This window comes from Pseudomonas sp. PAMC 29040 (assembly GCF_003994535.1).
Classification (GTDB): domain Bacteria; phylum Pseudomonadota; class Gammaproteobacteria; order Pseudomonadales; family Pseudomonadaceae; genus Aquipseudomonas; species Aquipseudomonas paraversuta.
The window spans coordinates 486812-506320 of the sequence record NZ_RZAA01000003.1; the positions used below are offsets into that span (position 1 = coordinate 486812).

The 19509-nt window shown below is 59.8% G+C and carries 21 protein-coding genes; 9 read left to right on the forward strand and 12 right to left on the reverse strand.

Features of this window, described 5'->3' with window-relative positions; translation table 11 throughout:
• Positions 1–68: 68 nt before the first annotated feature.
• A complete protein-coding gene (locus WG29040_RS07585; RefSeq protein WP_003447312.1) occupies positions 69–521 on the forward strand; it encodes an Hsp20 family protein in 453 nt (150 codons plus the stop codon).
• A gap of 280 nt (positions 522–801) precedes the next feature.
• On the opposite strand, the gene pbpG is transcribed toward WG29040_RS07585, so the two are convergent.
• On the reverse strand, positions 802–1740 hold the full coding sequence (gene pbpG / locus WG29040_RS07590; protein ID WP_029612469.1) for a D-alanyl-D-alanine endopeptidase: 939 nt from the start codon (positions 1738–1740) through the stop codon (positions 802–804).
• A gap of 330 nt (positions 1741–2070) precedes the next feature.
• Here pbpG and WG29040_RS07595 point away from each other — a divergent pair, with 330 nt between their 5' ends.
• Positions 2071–3012 (forward strand): class I SAM-dependent methyltransferase, encoded by a 942-nt coding sequence (locus WG29040_RS07595; RefSeq protein WP_003447314.1) that lies wholly within the window; start codon positions 2071–2073, stop codon positions 3010–3012.
• 126 nt (positions 3013–3138) lie between these two features.
• Here WG29040_RS07595 and WG29040_RS07600 read toward each other — a convergent pair whose 3' ends face one another.
• A complete protein-coding gene (locus WG29040_RS07600; RefSeq protein ID WP_127195939.1) occupies positions 3139–3657 on the reverse strand; it encodes a Dps family protein in 519 nt (172 codons plus the stop codon).
• 207 nt (positions 3658–3864) lie between these two features.
• Here WG29040_RS07600 and WG29040_RS07605 point away from each other — a divergent pair, with 207 nt between their 5' ends.
• The gene (locus WG29040_RS07605; RefSeq protein ID WP_127195940.1) at positions 3865–4560 is read left to right on the forward strand and encodes an AzlC family ABC transporter permease; all 696 of its coding nucleotides are present in this window, start codon (positions 3865–3867) and stop codon (positions 4558–4560) included.
• On the forward strand, positions 4557–4868 hold the full coding sequence (locus WG29040_RS07610; protein WP_127195941.1) for an AzlD domain-containing protein: 312 nt from the start codon (positions 4557–4559) through the stop codon (positions 4866–4868). Before WG29040_RS07605 ends, WG29040_RS07610 begins: the two co-directional genes overlap by 4 nt.
• On the opposite strand, the gene WG29040_RS24495 is transcribed toward WG29040_RS07610, so the two are convergent.
• From WG29040_RS24495 to WG29040_RS07625, 3 genes are all read right to left on the reverse strand, one after another.
• On the reverse strand, positions 4816–5010 hold the full coding sequence (locus tag WG29040_RS24495) for a hypothetical protein (protein WP_081481304.1): 195 nt from the start codon (positions 5008–5010) through the stop codon (positions 4816–4818). The genes WG29040_RS07610 and WG29040_RS24495 overlap by 53 nt on opposite strands.
• A 101-nt stretch (positions 5011–5111) precedes the next feature.
• Positions 5112–5306 (reverse strand): hypothetical protein, encoded by a 195-nt coding sequence (locus WG29040_RS07620; protein WP_003447320.1) that lies wholly within the window; start codon positions 5304–5306, stop codon positions 5112–5114.
• Between the two features lie 166 nt (positions 5307–5472).
• Positions 5473–5823 carry a hypothetical protein gene (locus WG29040_RS07625; RefSeq protein WP_010656145.1) on the reverse strand — a complete coding sequence of 117 codons (351 nt, stop codon included), beginning with the start codon at positions 5821–5823 and terminating at the stop codon, positions 5473–5475.
• Between the two features lie 229 nt (positions 5824–6052).
• Between WG29040_RS07625 and WG29040_RS07630 the strand changes: the two genes are divergently transcribed.
• Positions 6053–6871, forward strand: a complete 819-nt coding sequence (locus tag WG29040_RS07630; protein ID WP_003447322.1) for a shikimate 5-dehydrogenase — start codon at positions 6053–6055, stop codon at positions 6869–6871.
• 39 nt (positions 6872–6910) lie between these two features.
• Here the strand turns inward: WG29040_RS07630 and WG29040_RS07635 are convergent, their stop codons facing one another.
• The 6 genes from WG29040_RS07635 to WG29040_RS07660 all read right to left on the reverse strand — a co-directional run bounded on the left by WG29040_RS07635 (position 6911) and on the right by WG29040_RS07660 (position 12617).
• Positions 6911–7585, reverse strand: coding sequence for a YceH family protein (locus WG29040_RS07635; protein ID WP_127195942.1), 675 nt, complete (start codon positions 7583–7585; stop codon positions 6911–6913).
• A gap of 113 nt (positions 7586–7698) precedes the next feature.
• A complete protein-coding gene (locus WG29040_RS07640) occupies positions 7699–9015 on the reverse strand; it encodes an MFS transporter (RefSeq protein WP_010656144.1) in 1317 nt (438 codons plus the stop codon).
• 203 nt (positions 9016–9218) lie between these two features.
• Complete coding sequence (locus WG29040_RS07645) at positions 9219–9857, reverse strand: N-carbamoylsarcosine amidohydrolase (protein WP_003447325.1); 639 nt, start codon at positions 9855–9857, stop codon at positions 9219–9221.
• A 10-nt stretch (positions 9858–9867) separates the two neighbouring features.
• Complete coding sequence (locus tag WG29040_RS07650; protein WP_127195943.1) at positions 9868–10623, reverse strand: Asp/Glu racemase; 756 nt, start codon at positions 10621–10623, stop codon at positions 9868–9870.
• Between the two features lie 36 nt (positions 10624–10659).
• Complete coding sequence (locus tag WG29040_RS07655; protein ID WP_003447327.1) at positions 10660–11472, reverse strand: alpha/beta fold hydrolase; 813 nt, start codon at positions 11470–11472, stop codon at positions 10660–10662.
• Positions 11469–12617, reverse strand: coding sequence for an FAD-dependent monooxygenase (locus WG29040_RS07660; protein ID WP_010656143.1), 1149 nt, complete (start codon positions 12615–12617; stop codon positions 11469–11471). Before WG29040_RS07660 ends, WG29040_RS07655 begins: the two co-directional genes overlap by 4 nt.
• Positions 12618–12947: 330 nt before the next feature.
• Between WG29040_RS07660 and WG29040_RS07665 the strand changes: the two genes are divergently transcribed.
• From WG29040_RS07665 to WG29040_RS07680, 4 genes are all read left to right on the forward strand, one after another.
• Complete coding sequence (locus WG29040_RS07665) at positions 12948–13982, forward strand: 2,5-dihydroxypyridine 5,6-dioxygenase (RefSeq protein WP_003447329.1); 1035 nt, start codon at positions 12948–12950, stop codon at positions 13980–13982.
• A 141-nt stretch (positions 13983–14123) separates the two neighbouring features.
• Complete coding sequence (locus WG29040_RS07670) at positions 14124–14588, forward strand: MarR family winged helix-turn-helix transcriptional regulator (protein WP_127195944.1); 465 nt, start codon at positions 14124–14126, stop codon at positions 14586–14588.
• Between the two features lie 179 nt (positions 14589–14767).
• Positions 14768–15256 carry a (2Fe-2S)-binding protein gene (locus WG29040_RS07675; RefSeq protein ID WP_003447333.1) on the forward strand — a complete coding sequence of 163 codons (489 nt, stop codon included), beginning with the start codon at positions 14768–14770 and terminating at the stop codon, positions 15254–15256.
• A gap of 14 nt (positions 15257–15270) precedes the next feature.
• Positions 15271–18834: a molybdopterin cofactor-binding domain-containing protein gene (locus WG29040_RS07680; RefSeq protein WP_127195960.1), complete on the forward strand. Its 3564-nt coding sequence runs from the start codon at positions 15271–15273 to the stop codon at positions 18832–18834.
• Here WG29040_RS07680 and WG29040_RS07685 read toward each other — a convergent pair.
• Positions 18828–19487, reverse strand: a complete 660-nt coding sequence (locus tag WG29040_RS07685; RefSeq protein WP_003447335.1) for a TetR/AcrR family transcriptional regulator — start codon at positions 19485–19487, stop codon at positions 18828–18830. The two genes, WG29040_RS07680 and WG29040_RS07685, sit on opposite strands and share 7 nt — an antisense overlap.
• Between the last annotated feature and the right edge of the window lie 22 nt (positions 19488–19509).

The following is a 19509-nucleotide window of genomic DNA, read 5'->3' on the forward strand; positions in this document are numbered from 1 at the left end:
CTATGGGGTACGCGATGCCGAAAGCGGGTCGCGTAAACCAATCTCGCTGAAATCAGGAGGATGAAATTATGAGCACTGCACTTTCCATGGCGCCTCTGTTCCGTAATTCTGTCGGCTTTGACCGTTTTAGTGATTTGTTTGAAACCGCATTACGCAATGATTCCAGTGGCGGGTACCCACCTTACAACGTTGAAAAACGTGGTGAAGACAGCTATCGCATCGTGGTGGCAACGGCGGGGTTCCAGCAAGATGATCTGGACCTGCAAGTAGAGAAAGGTGTGCTGACCGTGAGCGGCAGCAAACGTGAAAGCACCAGCGAAGAAGGCGTTACCTTCTTGCATCAGGGCATCGCCCAAAGGGCTTTCAAGCTGTCCTTCCGTCTCGATGACCATATCGAGATCAAGGGCGCAAACCTGAACAATGGTTTGCTCAGCATCGACCTGCAGCGGGTCGTGCCCGAAGAGGCGAAAGCCAAACGCATCCCTATCAACGGGGATCGGCAGGCTGCTCTGAACAACTGATTTGAGCAAGCGCCAGCCCGGGACCCCGTCTTTAAGGCGGGGTCTCTTGCTTTGGGCGCCCTTGAAGAGTGGTACGCAGGCATTTGTTCCGACCCTCTCCCCGGGGCAGGTGCCTGCTTTAGTTGTCACTCGGCTCCAGTCGGGGCCGGGTATACAGTCCTGAATATCACGGCTCTGTCGCAAGTTTGCGGCTCGATGCCCATCGGACCCTGTACCTGGGTCAACAAACATTGAATAAATCCTGAACCGGGCCCGGGGAGACGGGCCTGGTTGTCACGCATTACTTTGCGGCCTGATTCGCTGTGCCCTGGTAGTGCTTGAGATTTTTCTCGGCTTTGTAGCGCAGGGCTATATCAGGCACGCTGCCGCTCTTGCCGGTTTCTACCCAGTTGCGAATACGGCCGGCATCGGCAAAGTGGGTGTATTTGCCGAAGGCATCGAGAATCACCAGCGAAACCGGGCGATTACCCATTTCCGTGACCAGTACCAGGCAGTGTCCGGCCTGATTGGTGAAACCGGTTTTGGTCAGCTTGATGTTCCATTTGTCTTTATTGACCAGATGGTCGGTGTTGTGAAAACCCAGGGTGTAGTTGGGTTTGCGGAACGCCACGGTCTTTTCTTTGGTGGTGCTCAACTGGGTCAGCATCGGGTAATGCCGCGCTGCGGCCAGCAACTTGCTCAGGTCCCGGGCAGTGGACACGTTGCGCACCGAGAGGCCGGTGGGCTCGACGTAATGGGTGCTCATCATGCCCAGGCTTTTGGCCTTGGCATTCATCGCCGCGATAAACGCCACATAACCGCCCGGATAATGATGCGCCAGGCTGGCGGCGGCACGGTTTTCCGAAGACATCAGGGTGATCAGCATCATTTCATGGCGCGACAGTTCGCTGCCCAGCTTGACCCGGGAGAACACGCCTTTCATTTCCGGGGTGTCGCTGATGTTGACCGAGATGTATTCATCCATCGACTGCTTGGCGTCGAGTACCACCATGGCGGTCATCAGCTTGCTGACCGACGCAATGGGGACAATGACATCAGGGTTGCTGGAGTAAATGATTTTGTTGGTCTGCAGGTCGACCAGCATCGCGCTGCCTGAAGCGATGTGCAGTTGTGACGTATCCCTTGGAGCCGAAGTGGCTTCGTTCGCTGCGGCGATCGAAGGGGCGGCGGTGCCTGTAAGAACTAAAAATAGGCTCAGAATCGAAAGATGAATTTTCACGCAGAATGACTCAAGGATGGTTGGGAAGTGCCGATCTGTAACGGTTATTTGAAACGTATCGTTACATTTCGTGAGTATGGATCAATAATCGTTGAAATGCCTGATTTCGCAGGGACTTGGAGCATGTATTTCAGGTAAATCGTTATTTGTAGACTTTCTCTGCCCGGGCAACTTGTCGATCCGGTCGGCTGCCGCGGGCGAGGGTAGCAGCTCAAAGCTGTGCGCTGGCTGAACGCGAGTGGGGCCGGCCGGCGTTTGCTTTGGCCCGGGACACTTAAGAGACCGGCAATTGTGTAAAATGCCGGCCCTTGAAATTGACCGGCCGGCCCGATGACTCCTGAAGCGTTAAGCACCTTGCACCTGCACCTATTGACTGCCCTGGAGACTGCGCCCGACGAAACCCGGCGTTTGTTCCATGGGCGCGGACGGTGCTGGCCGGGACTTGAGCAATTGACGGTGGACTGGCTGCAGGGCGTGCTCCTGGTTTCGCTGTTCAAAGAGCCTGAGCCGGCGCAGCTAGAGGCATTGAAGCACCTGCTGCTGAACCTCTCGCAATCGGCGGTATGGCAAGCCAGCGGGGCGCACACGCTGGTGATGCAGCACCGCTACACACTCAACAGTGACAGCGAATGGCTGGTCGGCGAAGCGATTGATGAGTGGACGCTGACCGAAGGTGGCTTGCGCTACCGCGTCGACCTGGGCCGCAAGCAGAACAACGGCCTGTTCCTTGATATGCGCTACGGCCGTGACTGGGTACGGGCCAATGCCGAGGGCAAGCGGGTCCTGAATCTGTTTGCCTACACCTGCGGCTTCTCGGTCGCCGCCATCGAAGGCGGCGCCCAGCATGTGGTCAACCTCGATATGTCCCGTGCGGCATTGAGCCGTGGTCGCGACAATCACCGTCTCAATGCCCATGACATGAGCAAGGTGAGCTTCCTTGGCCATGAGCTGTTCAAGTCCTGGGGCAAGGTGAAAAGCATGGGCCCTTATGATTTGGTGATCATTGATCCGCCTTCCTTCCAGAAGGGCAGTTTTTTGCTGACCAAGGATTACCAGCGGGTGGTTCGGCGCCTGCCGGAGTTGCTCACTGAGAACGGCACGGTGCTGGCGTGCATGAACGATCCGGCTTTCGGCTCTGACTTCCTGATCGACGGCGTGACCCTTGATGCGCCGAGTTTGCGTTTCGTGCAGCGACTGGAGAACCCGCCTGAGTTTCCGGACGCCGATGCAGAGTGCGGTTTGAAAGCGCTGGTGTTCAAGCAAGGGGTTTGACCGGCAAAAAAAAGCCCGCGGGGGAGGGTGCGGGCGAAGGGTTCATTGAATGAGCAGGGCGAATATACAGCTCGCTGCCAGTCAGAAATGTGAAACATATTTCATGCTTTGTTAGCCGGCGCGGGCTTACTTGGTGCGCGACGATTCAAACAGGAACCAGACGCGGCGTTCGGCCTCGTCGATCCAGTTTTCCAGCAGGCTGGTGGTCGCCACGTCGCCCAGTTCAGAACACATTTCGTGGGTCTCGCGCATGTAGGCGGCGAGCTGGATGTTGTCTTCGCGCAACTCGGCCAGCATGTCGCTCGGGGTCACGAAGTCGGCGTCGTTGTCCTGCAGGCGCTGGAGTTTTTTGATGTGACCCACCGAGCGGATAGTGGTGCGCCCCAGCTTGCGCACGCGCTCGGCAATGGCGTCGGTGGTGGCAAAAATCTGATCGGACTGCTCGTCCAGCAGCAGATGGAAGTCACGGAAGTGCGGGCCTGACATATGCCAGTGGAAGTTCTTGGTTTTCATGTAAATGGCAAAGGTATCGGCCAGCAGGGCATTCACTTCTGCCGCAATGTTGATGCAGGCTTCATCGCTCAGCGCCGAAGGTGTCCGCAGATCGGCCTTTCTGCTTTCCTTGGCGGATTTCAGGTCTTTCATGATGGTTCCTCGTGGTGGCTGGAAATGGGGATGACGCAGGGTGTCGGGCGTGTCTGTGCCGGCTGACTAAAGACCAGGAACTGCCTTTCGTCAAACGCACCCTGGAGCCGTCTACAGGTTGCGACCGGCGAAAGAGCAAGATTGTTCAATACTTTGGAACACCCTGCTGCGACCCTTTGCCACTGCTTATTGCCGGGATGTTTTTTGATGCCTACGACCCTTCCACGCGTCGCGTTTACCCGCGGTGCGATTGCTTGTCTTCCATTGACCCTGGCGTGTGCGCCCTGGGGGTTGCTGGCGGGTTCGACGGCAATTGATGCGCAATTGACCCCGCTGCAGAGTCAGGGTCTGTCGGTGTTTGTTTTTGCCGGGGCGGCCCAGTTGGTGGCCATTGGCATGATCAAGGGTGGCGCCAGTGTGATTTCAATCCTGCTGACCACCTTGCTCCTGACCTCGCAGCATTTGCTGTACGCGATGCATCTGCGCCCGCTGGTGTCGCCACTGCCGGTCAGGTGGCGGTTCGGGCTCGGGTTCCTGCTGACCGACGAATTTTTCGCCCTGGTCAGCCCCTATGACCAGAAGACCTTCAGTCGCTGGTACGCATTGGGTGTCGGGCTGTGCATGTACCTGGGCTGGAACCTCTTTACCCTGCTTGGGGTAATACTGGGCAAGAGCATTCCGGGGCTGGATCAACTGGGGCTGGAGTTCTCGATTGCCGCGACTTTTATCGCCCTGATTACACCCGTGGTGCGCAATGTGCCGACGGTGATCTGTGTCGCGGTCTCACTGCTGAGCGTGGTGCTGTTCAGTCACTGGCAGTGGGAGTCGGCGATTGTATTGGCGGGGCTGGCGGGCATGGCTGCAGGCTATCTGTGCAAGCGGCTGGGGGAGTACTTCGCATGATCTGGATGATTATCGCGGGGATGACCCTGATTCTGTTTTTCAACCGCTACCTGTTTCTGGAGCCGCGGTTGCCGATTCGCCTGAACCGGCGGGTAAAGGAGTTTCTCGGGTTTGCGGTGCCCGGGATGCTCACAGCCATTTGCGGGCCGATCATTTTTGTCAAAGATCACGGCCTCGACCTGGAGCCGGGCAATCCGTACCTGCTGGCCGGCCTGTGTGCGATAGGGCTGATGCTCTGGAGCCGCAACGTTCTGCTCAGTGTTGCGTTAAGCATGGGGCTGTTTTATCTGTTTCGCTGGTGGCTTTGATCTGGGCCGCAGCTCGCGTAGTGAAGGGACCGCTGACGGCAACGCCGTCACTGACCAGGTACCAGCAGGCCAGAAGGCCGTCGGCTCGAAGCCGGGCCGGTACTGCGCTACCGATGACAGACATGACATGAACTTTTGACATACAAACCTCTCTGCAAACAATGTTGCTAGCTTAAGGTCTGTGCCGGTGCGCAAATAATCATTGCGCGTGATAGTGGCCATTGATGCCAGTGAGGTCAGGGGCTAATCAACCACCTGGTCGAGCATCTGCATCACTTGCTGATCGCTGATGAGCCCTTCGCTTACAAGGTGCTGGGCCAGCAGCGACATGAGTTTCGCAGTGCGGTGGCCTTCGAGCTGCTTGAGCTCGGTGAGGGTGTTATAGACCTTGCTTGAAGTGCACAGGCCTGCGGTGCGGTGCGGGTTTTGTGTAGGCATACAGGTCGTCCTTGTTTTTATAAAGTGCTCTTGTTGGCTGTCCGGGTGCAGCGGACTGTTGACCATCATGCCGCAACCCGCAGCATGAGGCTGTCTCAGCCGCGACACCCATGACATCTAATCAGACCTGGCGCCAGCTTCACAAGCCTGCCGGTGAACCCGCTGCTTACCAGCGCGGCGGACCGTAGTAGCCGCGGGGCGGGCCGTAATACACCGGGTGCGGGCGACCATAGTAGCCCTGGTAATAGACCGGTTGTGGCGCCGGGACATAGACCGGCCGTGGCTGGTAATAGATCGGTTGCGGCTGGACATACACCGGCTGCGGCTGCGCATAGACCGGTTGCTGGATATACACCGGACGTGGTTGTTGTGCAGCCATGACCGAGCCTGCAACGGTAGCGCCGACCACTGCACCGACAACGGCTGATCCGGCATCCCAACCGCCATGGGCGCTGGCTTGGCCTGCGACAGCCAAAGCGCCGATAAGCAAAGCTACTTTGGGGATGGTACGCATCATGACGATTCCTCTGGTTTCAGTCCCGACTTTGGCCACTGGGCCACGTAAACATTGCGGGGATAACTCTATGACCGCCTTTTTTGAAAAAACTGCGGAGCGCTTCGGTAAATATTGTGTAAGGTTTGCCCGGCGCTGAGACGTTTCAGCCCGGGCAGCAGCAATATGATCCAACAAAACTACCCACGCGGCTTGTGCCGTCGATCTGAAAGCAATCTGCAAGGAGATGAGCATGCAAATGAATCCGGATAAAGACACCCGACTGTGCATATCGCTGTCGGGCCGGCCGGGGAATTTCGGACTGCGTTTTCATAATCATCTATACGAGCAGCTGGGCCTGAACTTTTACTACAAGGCGTTCAGCAGCAAGGATCTGGCAGGGGCGGTGACCGGTATCCGGGCCCTGGGCATTCGCGGCTGCGGCGTGTCCATGCCCTTCAAGGAGGCCTGCATTGCGCTGGTCGATGAGCTGGATACCTCGGCCCGGGCCATTGCGTCGATCAACACCATCGTCAATACCGATGGCCACTTGAAGGCCTACAACACCGACTACATCGCCATAGCCCAATTGCTGCGCGATCATAAAGTCCCGCAGCAAACCACATTCGCCCTGCGCGGCAGCGGTGGCATGGCCAAGGCAGTGGCATCGGCCTTGCGTGATGGTGGTTATCGCAATGGTCTGATCGTGGCCCGCAATGAGGCGACGGGGGCGGGGCTGGCCAAAACCCTGGGTTATGCCTGGCAGCCGGAGCTGGGGGAGAGCAGGCCGCAGATGCTGATCAATACCACGCCCGTGGGCATGACGGGGGGCGCCGAGGCGAATGATCTGGCGTTTGCAGAAGATGCAATTGCGCAGGCAGAAATCATCTTCGATGTGGTGGCCATTCCGGCTGAAACGCCATTGATCCTTTGCGCTCGGGCTCAGGGCAAGCGGGTGATTACCGGCCTTGAGGTCATTGCGATCCAGGCCCTGGAGCAGTTTGTGCTGTACACCGGCGTGCGGCCCACAGCCGAGCAGTTCAAGGCCGCGGTGGCTTTTGCCCGTAGCTGAGTGAAGGAGCGGGCGCGTTATTTCGCCCGCTCTACGGATTTACTCGAGTTCCGCCAGACGTGCTTCGAGCGCGGCGATTCGCGCCTCAAGGGCTTCAAAGCGTTCCAGTGATACGCCGGCACTGGCGCTGCTGCGCTCGGCAGGTTGCTGGCGGGCCGAGATGATTGTTTCGATATCGGCCGGGTCGCCCACAGCGTGCATGTAGCGGTCTTCGCGCTGGCCGGACTGGCGCGGCACCAGCAGCGCCAGATCACGGGCGATCAGGCGCTCCAGCTGGTGTTGCACTTGTTCGGTGTCTTCGAAGTCGTGCATGCGTGAGCTGCGGGTCAGCAGCTCATTGAGGGTTTGCGGGCCCCGCAAAAACAGCAGCCCCAGCAGGATCACCTGGGCCGGAACCAGCTCCAGCGCCTTGTCGACCTTGTGTTCCCAGCGGTCGGCACGGCTGCCCATCACCAGCCGGGTAAAGCCGCGACCTTCCAGTGCGCGCAGGCTTTGTCCGACCTGGCCCTGGGTCAGGCTCATCACCGGCTCGCGGCTGGTTTTCTGATTGCAGGCCAGCAGCAGGGCGTTGAGGGTCAGTGGATAAGTTTCAGGGTGGGTGGCCTGTTTCTCGATCAGGGAGCCGAGAATGCGTATCTCGATGCTGTTGAGACGAGGTCCGGTGTCAGATTCGATCTGCGGGTTTTCTGTGGACTGACTCGCTGGGGATTCCATTTCTCTTCTCCATTTTTAGCCAGCGGCCATTGTGGAGTCTTTTGCCCGTTAGAGCGACTGTCTTGATTGGCCCCGCAGGGGGCTGGCCCGGGCAGTACCTGCGGGGAGGGCGGTTAGCGGTTGACCAGTTTGGCCGGCAGCGCAATCACCAGCAGGCTGCTCAGTAGCAGACAGCCGGCAAAGAACCACAGTGCGCCGGCACCGCTGCCGGTGACGTCGATGGCAATGCCCATCAGCGAATTACTCACCAGCCCGGCAATATTGGCCAGCGAGCAGGCCAGGGCGAACCCGGTAGCGGCGGCCCGGCCCTTGAGAAAGGTCGCCGGCAAACTGAAGAACACCGGTACGGCCCCGATGATGGCGGCCGAAGCAATGGCGAACAGCAAAACCGTGGCAAACACGTTGTGGTTAAAGAAGGTGGTGGCGGCCATGGCTGCCGCACCAATCAAAAAGGGCACGATGATATGCCAGCGCCGCTCGCGACGACGGTCCGAACTGGCACCGATCATCAGCATGCCAACCAGGGCGGCGGCACTGGGCAGTGCGGTCAGTACACCGATATGAAAGTTGTCGGCCACCCCGGCGTTGCGAATGAAGGTCGGCATCCAGAACGCCATGGCGTAGGCGCTGAGCAGGATGGAAAAGTCGATGCCGCCGAGCATCCAGACTTTGAGGTTGAAAAAGCCGTCACGGAAGCTGTGCTTGCTGTTTTTGCCCTCGACGTCATCCAGGCGCAGTTCGCCTTCGAGCAAGGCTTTTTCTTCGTCGTTCAACCATTTGGCTTTGTGATGGTTATCCGGCAGTACCCAGAACGTCAGGATGCCGAGCAGCACGCTGGGTACGGCTTCGACGATAAACAGCCATTGCCAGCCGCGCAGGCCGGCGGTGTTGTCGAAGGCGCCCATGATCCAGCCGGACAGCGGCCCGCCGATCACGCTGGAAAGCGGCATGCCGATCATGAACAGGGCAATGATGCGCCCGCGCCGATAGGTCGGAAACCAGGTGGTCAGGTAGTACAGCACGCCCGGCAGAAACCCGGCTTCGGCCGCACCCAGCAGAAAGCGTACAAAGTAGAACTGGGTCGGGGTGGTGACCAGCATGGTGCAGGCCGACAGCAGGCCCCAGGTAATCATGATCCGGGCAATCCAGACCTTGGCCCCGACCTTCTCCAGCGCCAGGTTGCTCGGCACCTCGAACAGGATATAACCGACGAAAAACAGGCCCGCGCCAAGGCCGAATGCGGTCTCGCTGAAATGCAGGTCTTGCAGCATTTGCAGCTTGGCGAAGCCGATGTTGATCCGGTCCAGATAGGACGCCAGATAACAGAAGCAAAGAAAGGGGATCAGTTTCCAGGTGATCTTGTGATAGAGCGCCTTGACGGGATCTGCCACGGGGGTCGCAAGGGTTGTTCCAGCATTTGCAGAGGGCATGTGTGTCTCCTGGCGGTGACTTATGTTTGTTTTTGTGTAGCCGCGATCAGTGCTTTGGCAGGCTCGTAAAGCGGCTTCCAAAGGCAGTGTCAGAAGACTGGGCCGGCCCTCCTCGATGCTCGGAGTGAGGCCTTGCCCAGTTGTGGCGACCGGTGCTCTGCGGCCCGGTTCTATGGCGGATTTCCCTGTCTGCCGGATGTTACTCAAACGCTTTTGGCGAATTGCTCCATGGCCTCCCGTTTGCTCACCACATCGCCATATTTACTGTCGATATCGAACAGGTTGGCTTCATGCGGCGCGCTGTGCCGGTCACCGACACACTCGCGCACAACGATGGTGCGAAAGCCGTGTTGCACGGCATCCACTGCTGTTGCGCGGATGCAGCCACTGGTGGAGCAGCCTGCGAGGACCAGGGTGTCGATACCCTGGGCGTGCAACAGCGATGCCAGGCTGGTGCCGAAAAACGAACTGGCGTATTGCTTGCTGATCACCACTTCATCCGCATTCGGTGTGACCGCTTCGCAGAAGGCGGCCAGCGGGTTGCCCTCGACCATGTCTTTCATCACCGGGGCTTTTTTAAGCCAGATCCCGCCGTCGGCAAAATGCCCCGGGTGGTAGCGGATATTGGTATGCACCACCAAAACTCCGTGGTCACGGGCGCAGGCCAGCAGCCCGGCACTCTCGGCGACAGCGCTGACCACGCCCGGGGCGAACAGGGGGGCGCCCTCGCGGGTATAACCCTGCATGAAATCCACCATCAGCAAGGCCGGCTTGTTGCCAAAACCGATGCGCTGGCCCCATACGCCCTGATAGTTGGCGTCGGCACTTTGTTCCTGGCTCATGACTTTGCTCCTATTTATAAGCGCCCGAAAGCAGCGCGCCGGCGCCCGGCACTATGGGTTCCAGATCGAGGGCCTTGAGCATGGCGTAAGTGGTGGCAATGGCGGCAGTCAGTACCGGGATTCCGGTTTGCGCTTCAACCTGGGGCACCACGGGCAAGGATTGCATTTGCACGCAGGCAGATAGCACGATCACGTCCACGCCTTCAAGGTTCATGCTGCTGACAATGGCCGGTAACCTGGCTGGATCATGCAGGGCTACTTGCAGATTGTCGGGGATTTCCAGGGCGCGCCAGTCCACCACTTCAAACCCTTCCTCGCGAATGTAATCCACCACCAGCTGTGTCAGCGGCTTCATGTACGGCGCCACGATGGCGATTTTTTTGGCGCCCATCACCTTGAGGCCGTCGATCAGTGCGCCGGCGCTGGTAATGACCGGTGCAGTGGCGTCGTTATCGGCCGTGGCCCGGGTCAGGCGCGCCTCGGATTTGCGATGGTAGCCCAGGCCCATGGCCATGATCGCCACCAGGCAGGCGTAGCCCAGTACGTCGACTTTGGCGTCGGACAGTTCGATGGCGCAGCGGTCGGATTCGCCGTCCATTGCTGCCAGTTCTTCCTTGCGCACCTGTTTCATGCGCATGCGGCTGGAGTGGAAGGTGAAGCGTTCGGGGCGGATCAATTGGCGTGCGGTGAGCATCGCCGGAATCTCGGTTTCCATGGTGGTGTTGGAGCTCGGCACAATCTGGCCGATGCGGTAAGGCTTGATCACAGAGTGTCTCCTTAAAAGCGTTGCGCAGAATGCGGATCAGTGGCGGGCGAGGAAGTCGCGGCATGCGCCGAGAAAACCTTCAAGGTCATCCCAGGGGATCATGTGCCCGGCGTTCGGCACCCGGGCTATCTGGATCCGTGGCTGCAGCTCGAGGATTTGCGCTTCGTCGGCGGCCTGTATCACTGCGCCACGCCCGGCGACCATCAGCAGCGCGGGCACGGTGAGTTTTGGCAGGTCTTGATGGAAGTCCACGTCATGGAAATCGTTGAAGGCGCGAACGATGGCGGGCTCATAACAGGTGTGCAGCCATTCGGCGCGCAATTGCAGTTGCTCCAGGCTCCAGGTGGGGCAGAAGGCGCGCATGGCCTCGGCGTCCATGCCTTGTTCGGCCTGGCGGATCGAGTCCACGTACCACGCCAGTTTGCTGGGGTACTCGCGTCGACCCGGGCCGGATACCGGAGGATCGATCAGCACCAGGCTTTTCACTGCGCCCGGATTGCGTGCGGCACTGCGTACGGCAAAGCGTGCGCCCATGGAGTGGCCGGCCAGGTGATAGCCATCAAAGCCCATGGCCCGGGCGAAAGCGCTGATGTCGTCCGCGCAGGTATCGGCGCTGTAATCCAGTTCGGGGCCGGTGGAAGACAGGCCGCGCCCCCGTACATCAAGTACATAGGTGTCGTAATCGGCGCCAAGGCGTTCGGCGACAAAGCCCCAGGTAATGGCCGGGCTGGTGATGCCCGGGATCAGCAGCAACACCGGTTTTACCGAGTCGTGCTGGCCGCCGTAGCGCAGGTAATGCTGGCGAATGCCATTGGCCTGGACATTGCCGCCCTCTATGAATGTGCTCATGCCGGTACTTCCGACTCAAGGGAGTGGCTGTACAGGTCGTAGCCGTAGACCCAGGCCGGATCTTCCTGGGTGCGCAGCCAGGTGTTGGCGTTGGACACGGCCTGGACCCGCGAGGCGCGATCCTTGCGGTTGGCTTCGTACAGTTTGAACGCGGTGCGGTAGTCGCCCAGGCCGGTTTCCTGCAGGCAACGGGTCAACATGGCGGCATCTTCGATGGCCATGCCGGCACCCTGGGCCATGTGCGGCTTCATGGGATGGCAGGCATCGCCCAGCAACACCAGGCGTCCGCGGCTCCACAACGGCAGTGGATTGCGATTGAGCAGCGGCCACTTGGTCACGCTTTCACTGGACTCAATCAGCGCCTGAACGGTGGGGTTGTAACCCTCGAAAGCCTGGTACATCTCTTCGCGGCTGCTGTCGACGAAATTGCCCTGGAAGTCCCACGCCTCATGGGGAACCCCGGTGACGTAGTAGTACTCGTCGCGCTTGGCGGTGGTGTGATAGACCATCATGTGGCGGTCGTGGCTCCACCACTTCACACAGTTCTCGAAGTCGAGGTTGTATTTGCCCAGGGTTTCGCTGCGGATCAGCGCGCGATGGGCAACCCAGCCGCTGTAGAGCGGTTTTTCGGCGCCGAGCAATTCTTCGCGGATTTTAGAATTGATGCCATCGGCACCAATCACGATGTCGGCTTCGGTGCTGGTGCCGTCGCTGAAGTGCAGGCGTACCAGCGAATCGGTTTCTTCAAGGCGGGTCAGGCATTTATTGAAGTGGGTGGTGCCCGGCGCGATGGTCGACATTTGCAGCGCATGCAAATCGCCGCGATGCACCGTGATATAGGCGGCGCCGTATTCTTTGCGGGCAAACTCGCCCAGCGGGATGCGCGACAGGTAGTCGCCGCTGGCACCGTCCCGGCTGAACCAGAAATCGGGGTGCGAGCCCATGTCGCTCAACTTCTGTTCGATGCCCATGCGGCGGAAAATTTTCATGATATTCGGCCCCATGTGAATACCCGCGCCAATGCGGGAAAACGCGGGGGCCTGCTCATAAATATCGACCTGGAACCCGGCTTTTTGCAGCAGCGTGGCCGCTGCGGCGCCTCCAAGACCTGCGCCGACGATGGCGATTTTTTGTTTTACGGGCATGCAAGGCTTCCTTTTTCTAGAGCGGGAGCGGTTGCCGGGACCATGGGCCTCGGCCAGACATTTACAGTGTATACGCTATTAATTTTCAAGCTGTATAGCCCCTCAGAAAAATAAATAATTTTCCTGAGGGCTGTTTTCAGCCTTGAAAGCCACTAATTGTTGGGTTCTAACTGTTGTGTGGTTTTTTTGACTTTTCGGAAAATAATGTTCATCAGTTATTAAATAGTGTGTACGCTTTAGTTGAGCGGCTGAAACGCTCTGCCTGATTTGGTACGACGGGCAGTTCGGCGTTTGCCCCCCCTGCAGCGATTCGATAGAGAGGATGAGTAAATGCCGGTGAGCGACTGCGAGTTGACGCAAATGTTTGAGCACGTGTTGCAACTGTCCCGAGTGGACGCGACCCAGAGTGTCGCAGTGCTCAAAAGCCACTATTCCGATCCGCGTACGGTGCGGGCCGCCATGGACGCCGCCCAGCGTCTTGGGGCCAAGGTCTACGCCGTGGAATTGCCCTCGTTCAATCACCCGACGGCCATGGGTAATGACATGACGGCTTACTGCGGGGACACCGCGCTCACGGGCAACATTGCGGCGCAACGGGCGCTGGAGGCGGCGGATCTGGTGGTCGATACCATGATGCTGCTGCATTCGCCGGAGCAGGAGCAGATCCTCAAGACCGGAACCCGGATTCTGTTGGCGGTTGAACCCCCGGAAGTGCTGGCGCGGATGCTGCCGACCCTGGCCGACAAGGAGCGGGTGATGGCGGCCGGAAAACTGCTGGAGCAAGCGCGCTCCATGCATGTCAGATCCAGGGCAGGGAGTGATTTCAAGGCGTTGCTGGGGCAGTACCCGGCCGTGACCGAGTATGGTTTTGCCGATGAGCCGGGGCGTTGGGACCATTGGCCCAGCGGCTTCCTGTTCTCCTGGCCGAATGAAGAAACCGCCGAAGGCGTGCTGGTAATCGATGTCGGCGATATCATCTTGCCGTTCAAGAACTATTCGCGAGAGCGCATCACCCTGGAAATCGACAAGGGTTTCATTACCTCGATTCATGGCGGGTTCGAAGCCGAGTATTTGCGCGACTACCTGAAGTATTTCAACGACCCGGAGGTGTACGGCATTTCCCATATCGGTTGGGGTTTGCAGCCGCGCGCCCAATGGACGGCGATGGGCCTGCACGACAAGAACGACGGAATGTGCATGGATGCGCGGGCATTCGAGGGTAACTTCCTGTTTTCCACCGGGCCCAATACCGAAGTCGGTGGCACGCGCAAGACCCCGTGCCATCTGGATATCCCGTTGCGTCATTGCGATATCTATCTTGATGATCAGGCGGTGGTTGCCGGCGGTGTGGTACTGGCCCGCTAAACCAGGCCCGCCCGGGTCAGGGGCCGGTGTTGTGGGAGCCGGCTCCTGCATGGGCGTTGCGACACAGATTGAGCATTACCCCGATCATGGCCCCGCAGGTTAAGGTCATGACCTCTCACCCTTGAATTGAAAGAGGCCGTTGTGCCGGATACGAAAGACAAAAAACCAGGCCGTCAGGCCGCTTATGATTTCTGCGAACAGCCAGGCCATTTGTTGCGCAAGGCCTATCAGCGCAACATGGCGATTTTTCAGCAAAATGTCGGCAACTCGCAGTTGACTGCGGTGCAGTTCATCACCCTGTGTGCCGTTCGGGATCACGGGCCCAGTTCCTTGAGTGAGCTGATCAAGGCCACTGCAGTCGATCAGGCAACCATTCGCGGCATAGTCGAGCGTCTTCAGGCCCGGGACCTGATCACCCTCAAGCCCGCCGTGCAGGACAAGCGCAAAGTCATCGTCAGTCTCACCCCGGCGGGTGAGCAATTAGTGCGCGAGACCGAGCCCCATGCACTGCAAGTGAGCGAGCTGACCATGAGCAAACTCAACCCGGCAGAGCGGGTCGCACTCCTGTATTTACTGCGCAAAATGGTGGATGAAGGCAGCGAATAAGCTTTCCCCAACCTTGTGGCATCGTTCTTGCTCTGGCTTGTATGAAGTGTTTACTTCATCAAAACCGGAGTGAATCAGGGTCTGCCTGTGCAGGCCTTTGTTACGCCTGTTTCATGAAGTAAACACTTAATAAGATCCGCCTCCAACAGTGCGGACGATGTTACTTGGGGAAGCCTTGAATGAGCGATCACACCCTCGCGCCTGTCAGAACGGTAACACTGCACGTCAACGGCCAGCCTGTCGTGGTCAGTGCCATGGCCGATACCCCGCTGTTGCTGATCCTGCGCAATGACTTGCAGCTCAACGGCCCTAAATATGGCTGTGGTCTGGGGGAGTGCGGTGCCTGCACGGTGATCATTGACGGGGTGGCTGCCCGCTCCTGTGTCTTCCCGTTGTCCGGTGCCGAGGGGCGCACCATTACCACCCTTGAAGGCCTCGGCAGCCGGGCGCAGCCGCACCTGGTGCAGCAGGCCTTTATCGATGAGCAGGCTGCGCAATGCGGCTACTGCATGAACGGCATGATCATGACCGCCAAGGCGCTGCTCGATCGCATTCCCCACCCCAGCGAAGCGCAAGTTCGAAACGAACTGTCAGCCAACCTCTGTCGCTGCGGCACCCATCTCGAAATCATTCGCGCGGTCATGCTTGCCGCCCGTCAAATGCCCTGAACGGATTGATGACTATGACCCTTACCACGCTCACCCGTGATCAGTTGTTGGCCAAGTCTGGCGTCTTGCTGGTGGTTGATCAGATTCAGCCGCCTTCAGGTCCCGTGGCCAAAGGCGGTGTTCCTGTACTCAAGCCCAGGGAGCTGGGGCTGTTCATTGCGGTAAACGATGACGGGCAGGTCTATGGCTTCAACGGCCATGTGGACCTGGGTACCGGCATCCGCACGTCGCTGGCGCAGATCGTGGCCGAAGAGCTGGACCTGGCCCTGGAGCAGGTATGCATGGTGCTGGGCGATACCGACAGCGCGCCAAATCAGGGGGCGACCATTGCCAGCGCCACGATCCAGATCACTGCCATCCCTTTGCGCAATGCGGCAGCCGAAGCGCGACGTTTTTTGCTCGATCTTGCAGCCCGGCGTCTGGGTGTCGAGCCGCAGTCATTAGTGATGGACAGGGGGGTGATAACCAGTGCGGACGCTCGCCAGCTGACATTTGCCGAACTGGTGGCCGGGGAGCGCCATGTGCTTGGCATTTCCGGCGATGCGCCGCTCAAACCCGTGGAAGACTACCGGCTGGTAGGCAAGGCCTCGGCGCGGGTGGACATCCCGGCCAAGGCCAGCGGCGAGCTGACCTATGTGCATGATATGCGCCTGCCCGACATGCTGCATGGCCGCGTGATTCGCCCGCCCTATGCCGGGCTCGACAGTGGCGAGTTTGTCGGCACAAGCCTGCTGCACGTGGACGAGTCGTCCATTGCGCACATTCCGGGCATCGTCAAAGTGGTGGTGATCGGTGATTTTATCGGCGTGGTTGCCAAGCGTGAAGAGCAGGCCGTGAAGGCGGCGCAAGCGCTGAAAGTCAGCTGGAAAGCCTGGACGCAAAAACTGCCGGACATGGATGATGTGGCGCAGGCCATCCGTGACAACCCCCGGGTCCGGCGTGTGGTGCTGGACAAGGGCAACGTTCAGCAGGCGTTGGACCAGGCCAGCGAACGCATGCCCCGCACCTATTTGTGGCCTTACCAGATCCACGGCTCCATCGGCCCGTCCTGTGGCCTGGCGGATTATCAGGAACACCAGATACGGGTGTGGTCGGGCACGCAAAACCCGCACCTGTTGCGGGCGGATCTGGCATGGCTGCTGGAGTACCCGGAAGAGCGGATTGAGATCATTCGCATGGAGGCAGCGGGTTGTTACGGGCGTAACTGCGCCGATGACGTGTGTGCCGATGCCCTGTTGTTGTCCCGGGCGGTGGGCTTGCCGGTGCGGGTGCAGCTGACCCGGGAGCAGGAGCATGTGTGGGAGCCCAAGGGCTCGGCGCAATTGATGGAAGTGGATGGCGGCATCAATGCCGATGGCGGGGTCGCCGGTTATGACTTTCAGACCAGCTACCCCTCCAATGGTGCGCCGACCCTGGCCTTGCTGCTGACGGGCCGCGTCGAGCCGGTGGCGGCAATGTTCGAGATGGGCGACCGCACCTCCATCCCGCCGTACGATTTCGAGCACCTGCGGGTGACCATCAACGACATGGCGCCCATCGTGCGGGCGTCGTGGATGCGCGGGGTTTCCGCACTGCCCAACACGTTTGCCCACGAGTCCTATATCGATGAACTGGCGTTTGCCGCCAAGGTCGATCCGGTCGAATACCGCCTGCGCTATCTGCACGATGAGCGCGCTGCCGAACTGGTCAGGGCCACGGCCGCGCGAGCCGGGTGGGTGGCCCGCACCGAGCCCATGCAAACCCCTGAACAGGACAATATTTTGCGTGGCCGCGGTTTCGCCTATGCGCGGTATATCCACAGCAAGTTCCCCGGGTTCGGAGCGGCGTGGGCGGCATGGGTCGCCGATGTGGCGGTCGACAGGCTCAGCGGTGAAGTTTCGGTGACGCGGGTGGTCATCGGGCATGACGCCGGGATGATGGTCAACCCGGCGGGTGTCCGGCATCAGATCCACGGCAATGTGATCCAGGCCACCAGCCGTGTGCTCAAAGAGCGGGTCACGTTCGAAGAGTCGACCGTCAGCAGCAAGGAGTGGGGCGCCTATCCGATTTTGACGTTCAAGCAGGTGCCGAAAATCGACGTGCTGATGATGCCCCGTCAGCACGAACCACCCATGGGCGCCGGGGAATCAGCGGGGGTGCCGAGTGCGGCGGCGATCGCCAATGCCATTTATGACGCCACCGGGATCCGCTTTCGCGAGCTGCCGATTACCCCCGAACGGGTATTGGCTGCACTCAAGCTTTCCCAGGACGAAGCCGCTGCCGCCGTCGATCCGCAGCCAGTCAAAGGCAAGCGCTCCAAGTGGTGGTTTGCCCCCCTGATTGCCGGTATCGGCGCCCTGGCCGGCATGGCCGCCACTGCATTGCCCTGGCGTGCAGAAATCGCCCCCATTACACCGCCCGTGGCGGGCACCTGGTCGGCGGCCACGCTGGAGCGGGGACGCCTGCTGGCGGCGGTGGGGGATTGTGCGGTGTGCCATACCGCACCGGGTGGCGTGACCAACGCCGGGGGGCTGGCGATGCAAACGCCGTTCGGCACCCTGCACAGCACCAATATCACCCCCGACCCCGAGACGGGCATCGGCAAGTGGTCTTACACAGCGTTCGAGCGGGCCATGCGCGAAGGCATCAGCCGGGACGGCAAGCATCTGTATCCGGCCTTTCCCTATACCTCTTTTCGCAATATCGATGATGCCGACATGCAGGCTCTGTATGCCTATCTGATGTCGCAGGCGCCGGTCAGCCAGCCGGCCACAAGCAATGCCATGCAGTTCCCTTTCAACCTGCGCCCGCTGATGGCGGGCTGGAACGCGATCTTTCTGCGTTCAGGGGAGGTCAAGGCGCAGCCGCAACGCAGTGCACAATGGAACCGCGGTTCTTATCTGGTCAATGGGTTGGGCCACTGCGCGGCCTGTCACTCGCCGCGCAACCTGATGGGCGCGCAGAAGGGCGGCAGCGCCTTTCTGGCGGGCGGCATGGTCGATGGCTGGGAAGCCCCGGCGCTCAATGGCCTGTCCAAAGCTCCAACCCCCTGGACCGAAGATCAGCTGTTCAGCTACCTGAGCACCGGCTACACCGACGCCCATGGCGTGGCGGCCGGGCCCATGGGGCCAGTGGTCACCGAGCTGGCGAAGCTGCCCGACAGCGACCGGCGCGCCATGGCGGTGTACCTGGCCTCACTCAGTGGCGATGCCCTGGCGCAACCCGAACCCGGCCCGGCGGCCCCCCAGGTCAGTACGCTGGCATTGAGTAACGGTCAGCGGGTGTTCGAGGGTGCGTGCCAAGGCTGCCACGCCGATGGCCTGGGCCCGAAACTGTTTGGCGTCAGCCCGTCATTGGCGAGCAACAGCAACCTGCACAGCGCTTTGCCCGACAACCTGTTGAAAGTGATCCTGCAAGGCATTCCCGTCCCGGCGACGGCGGACCTCGGCTATATGCCCGGCTTCAAGGACAGTCTGTCGAATCGCCAGATCAGCGAGTTGACGGCCTATCTGCGCCAGCGTTTCGCCCCGTCCGAGCCTGCATGGCAGTCACTGGAACAGAAGGTGGCGCAGATACGGGCCAATCCCGGGTCTCATTGACCGTTCGCGGCGCCGGGCAGGGTCATGACCCCGCGTATGACCAGATCGCTGATAAAGGCCAGCCAGTCCTGTTGCTGGCCTTTATCGGCGAGGTCCTGACCCAGGAACGAGGTGAGGGTGTGTTGGTTGGAGTTATAGAAGTAGCACAGCGAAGCGATCATCAAATAGACATGGTTGATCTCCACATCGAGGCGAAAAATGCCCATGCGCTGACCGGCTTCGATGATTGGTCTGATCACGCCCACGGTGGTGGCCGACAGGCGCCCGAGCTCGCGCGACTGGCGGGCGTGCTTGCCTTTATGCAGGTTTTCAATGGTGAGGATGGCGACGAATTCCGGGTGTTTCACGTAGTAGTTCCAGAAAAACGCCACTTGTTCGCGCAATGCTGCCACGGGGCTGGACAGGTCCGGGCGGCAGGTACTTTCGGCCAGGTTGAAGGCTTCGTAGGTGTGTTCCAGAACCTGGACGAACAGATTTTCCTTGCTGGAAAAGTAGTAATAAATCATCCGGTCGTTGGACTCGGCTTCTTTGGATATCTGTTCGATGCGCCCGCCGGCATAGCCGTCGCGGGCGAATACGGTCACGGCGGCCTTGAGAATGCGCGCCTTTGTCTGGTCGGCCTGATGAGCCCGGACACCGGTTTTTTTGTTCACGCTGTTGTCCTCCACGATGACG

Coding starts and splice junctions, on each gene's coding strand:
- WG29040_RS07680 (WP_127195960.1), top strand. CDS start 15,271: ATGACCCTTACCACGCTCACCCGTGATCAGTTGTTGGCCAAGTCTGGC.
- WG29040_RS07665 (WP_003447329.1), top strand. CDS start 12,948: ATGCCGGTGAGCGACTGCGAGTTGACGCAAATGTTTGAGCACGTGTTG.
- WG29040_RS07605 (WP_127195940.1), top strand. CDS start 3,865: ATGCCTACGACCCTTCCACGCGTCGCGTTTACCCGCGGTGCGATTGCT.
- WG29040_RS24495 (WP_081481304.1), bottom strand. CDS start 5,010: ATGTCAAAAGTTCATGTCATGTCTGTCATCGGTAGCGCAGTACCGGCC.
- WG29040_RS07660 (WP_010656143.1), bottom strand. CDS start 12,617: ATGCCCGTAAAACAAAAAATCGCCATCGTCGGCGCAGGTCTTGGAGGC.
- WG29040_RS07675 (WP_003447333.1), top strand. CDS start 14,768: ATGAGCGATCACACCCTCGCGCCTGTCAGAACGGTAACACTGCACGTC.
- WG29040_RS07635 (WP_127195942.1), bottom strand. CDS start 7,585: ATGGAATCCCCAGCGAGTCAGTCCACAGAAAACCCGCAGATCGAATCT.
- WG29040_RS07655 (WP_003447327.1), bottom strand. CDS start 11,472: ATGAGCACATTCATAGAGGGCGGCAATGTCCAGGCCAATGGCATTCGC.
- WG29040_RS07645 (WP_003447325.1), bottom strand. CDS start 9,857: ATGAGCCAGGAACAAAGTGCCGACGCCAACTATCAGGGCGTATGGGGC.
- WG29040_RS07610 (WP_127195941.1), top strand. CDS start 4,557: ATGATCTGGATGATTATCGCGGGGATGACCCTGATTCTGTTTTTCAAC.
- WG29040_RS07585 (WP_003447312.1), top strand. CDS start 69: ATGAGCACTGCACTTTCCATGGCGCCTCTGTTCCGTAATTCTGTCGGC.
- WG29040_RS07600 (WP_127195939.1), bottom strand. CDS start 3,657: ATGAAAGACCTGAAATCCGCCAAGGAAAGCAGAAAGGCCGATCTGCGG.
- WG29040_RS07625 (WP_010656145.1), bottom strand. CDS start 5,823: ATGATGCGTACCATCCCCAAAGTAGCTTTGCTTATCGGCGCTTTGGCT.
- WG29040_RS07595 (WP_003447314.1), top strand. CDS start 2,071: ATGACTCCTGAAGCGTTAAGCACCTTGCACCTGCACCTATTGACTGCC.
- WG29040_RS07640 (WP_010656144.1), bottom strand. CDS start 9,015: ATGCCCTCTGCAAATGCTGGAACAACCCTTGCGACCCCCGTGGCAGAT.
- WG29040_RS07630 (WP_003447322.1), top strand. CDS start 6,053: ATGCAAATGAATCCGGATAAAGACACCCGACTGTGCATATCGCTGTCG.
- WG29040_RS07620 (WP_003447320.1), bottom strand. CDS start 5,306: ATGCCTACACAAAACCCGCACCGCACCGCAGGCCTGTGCACTTCAAGC.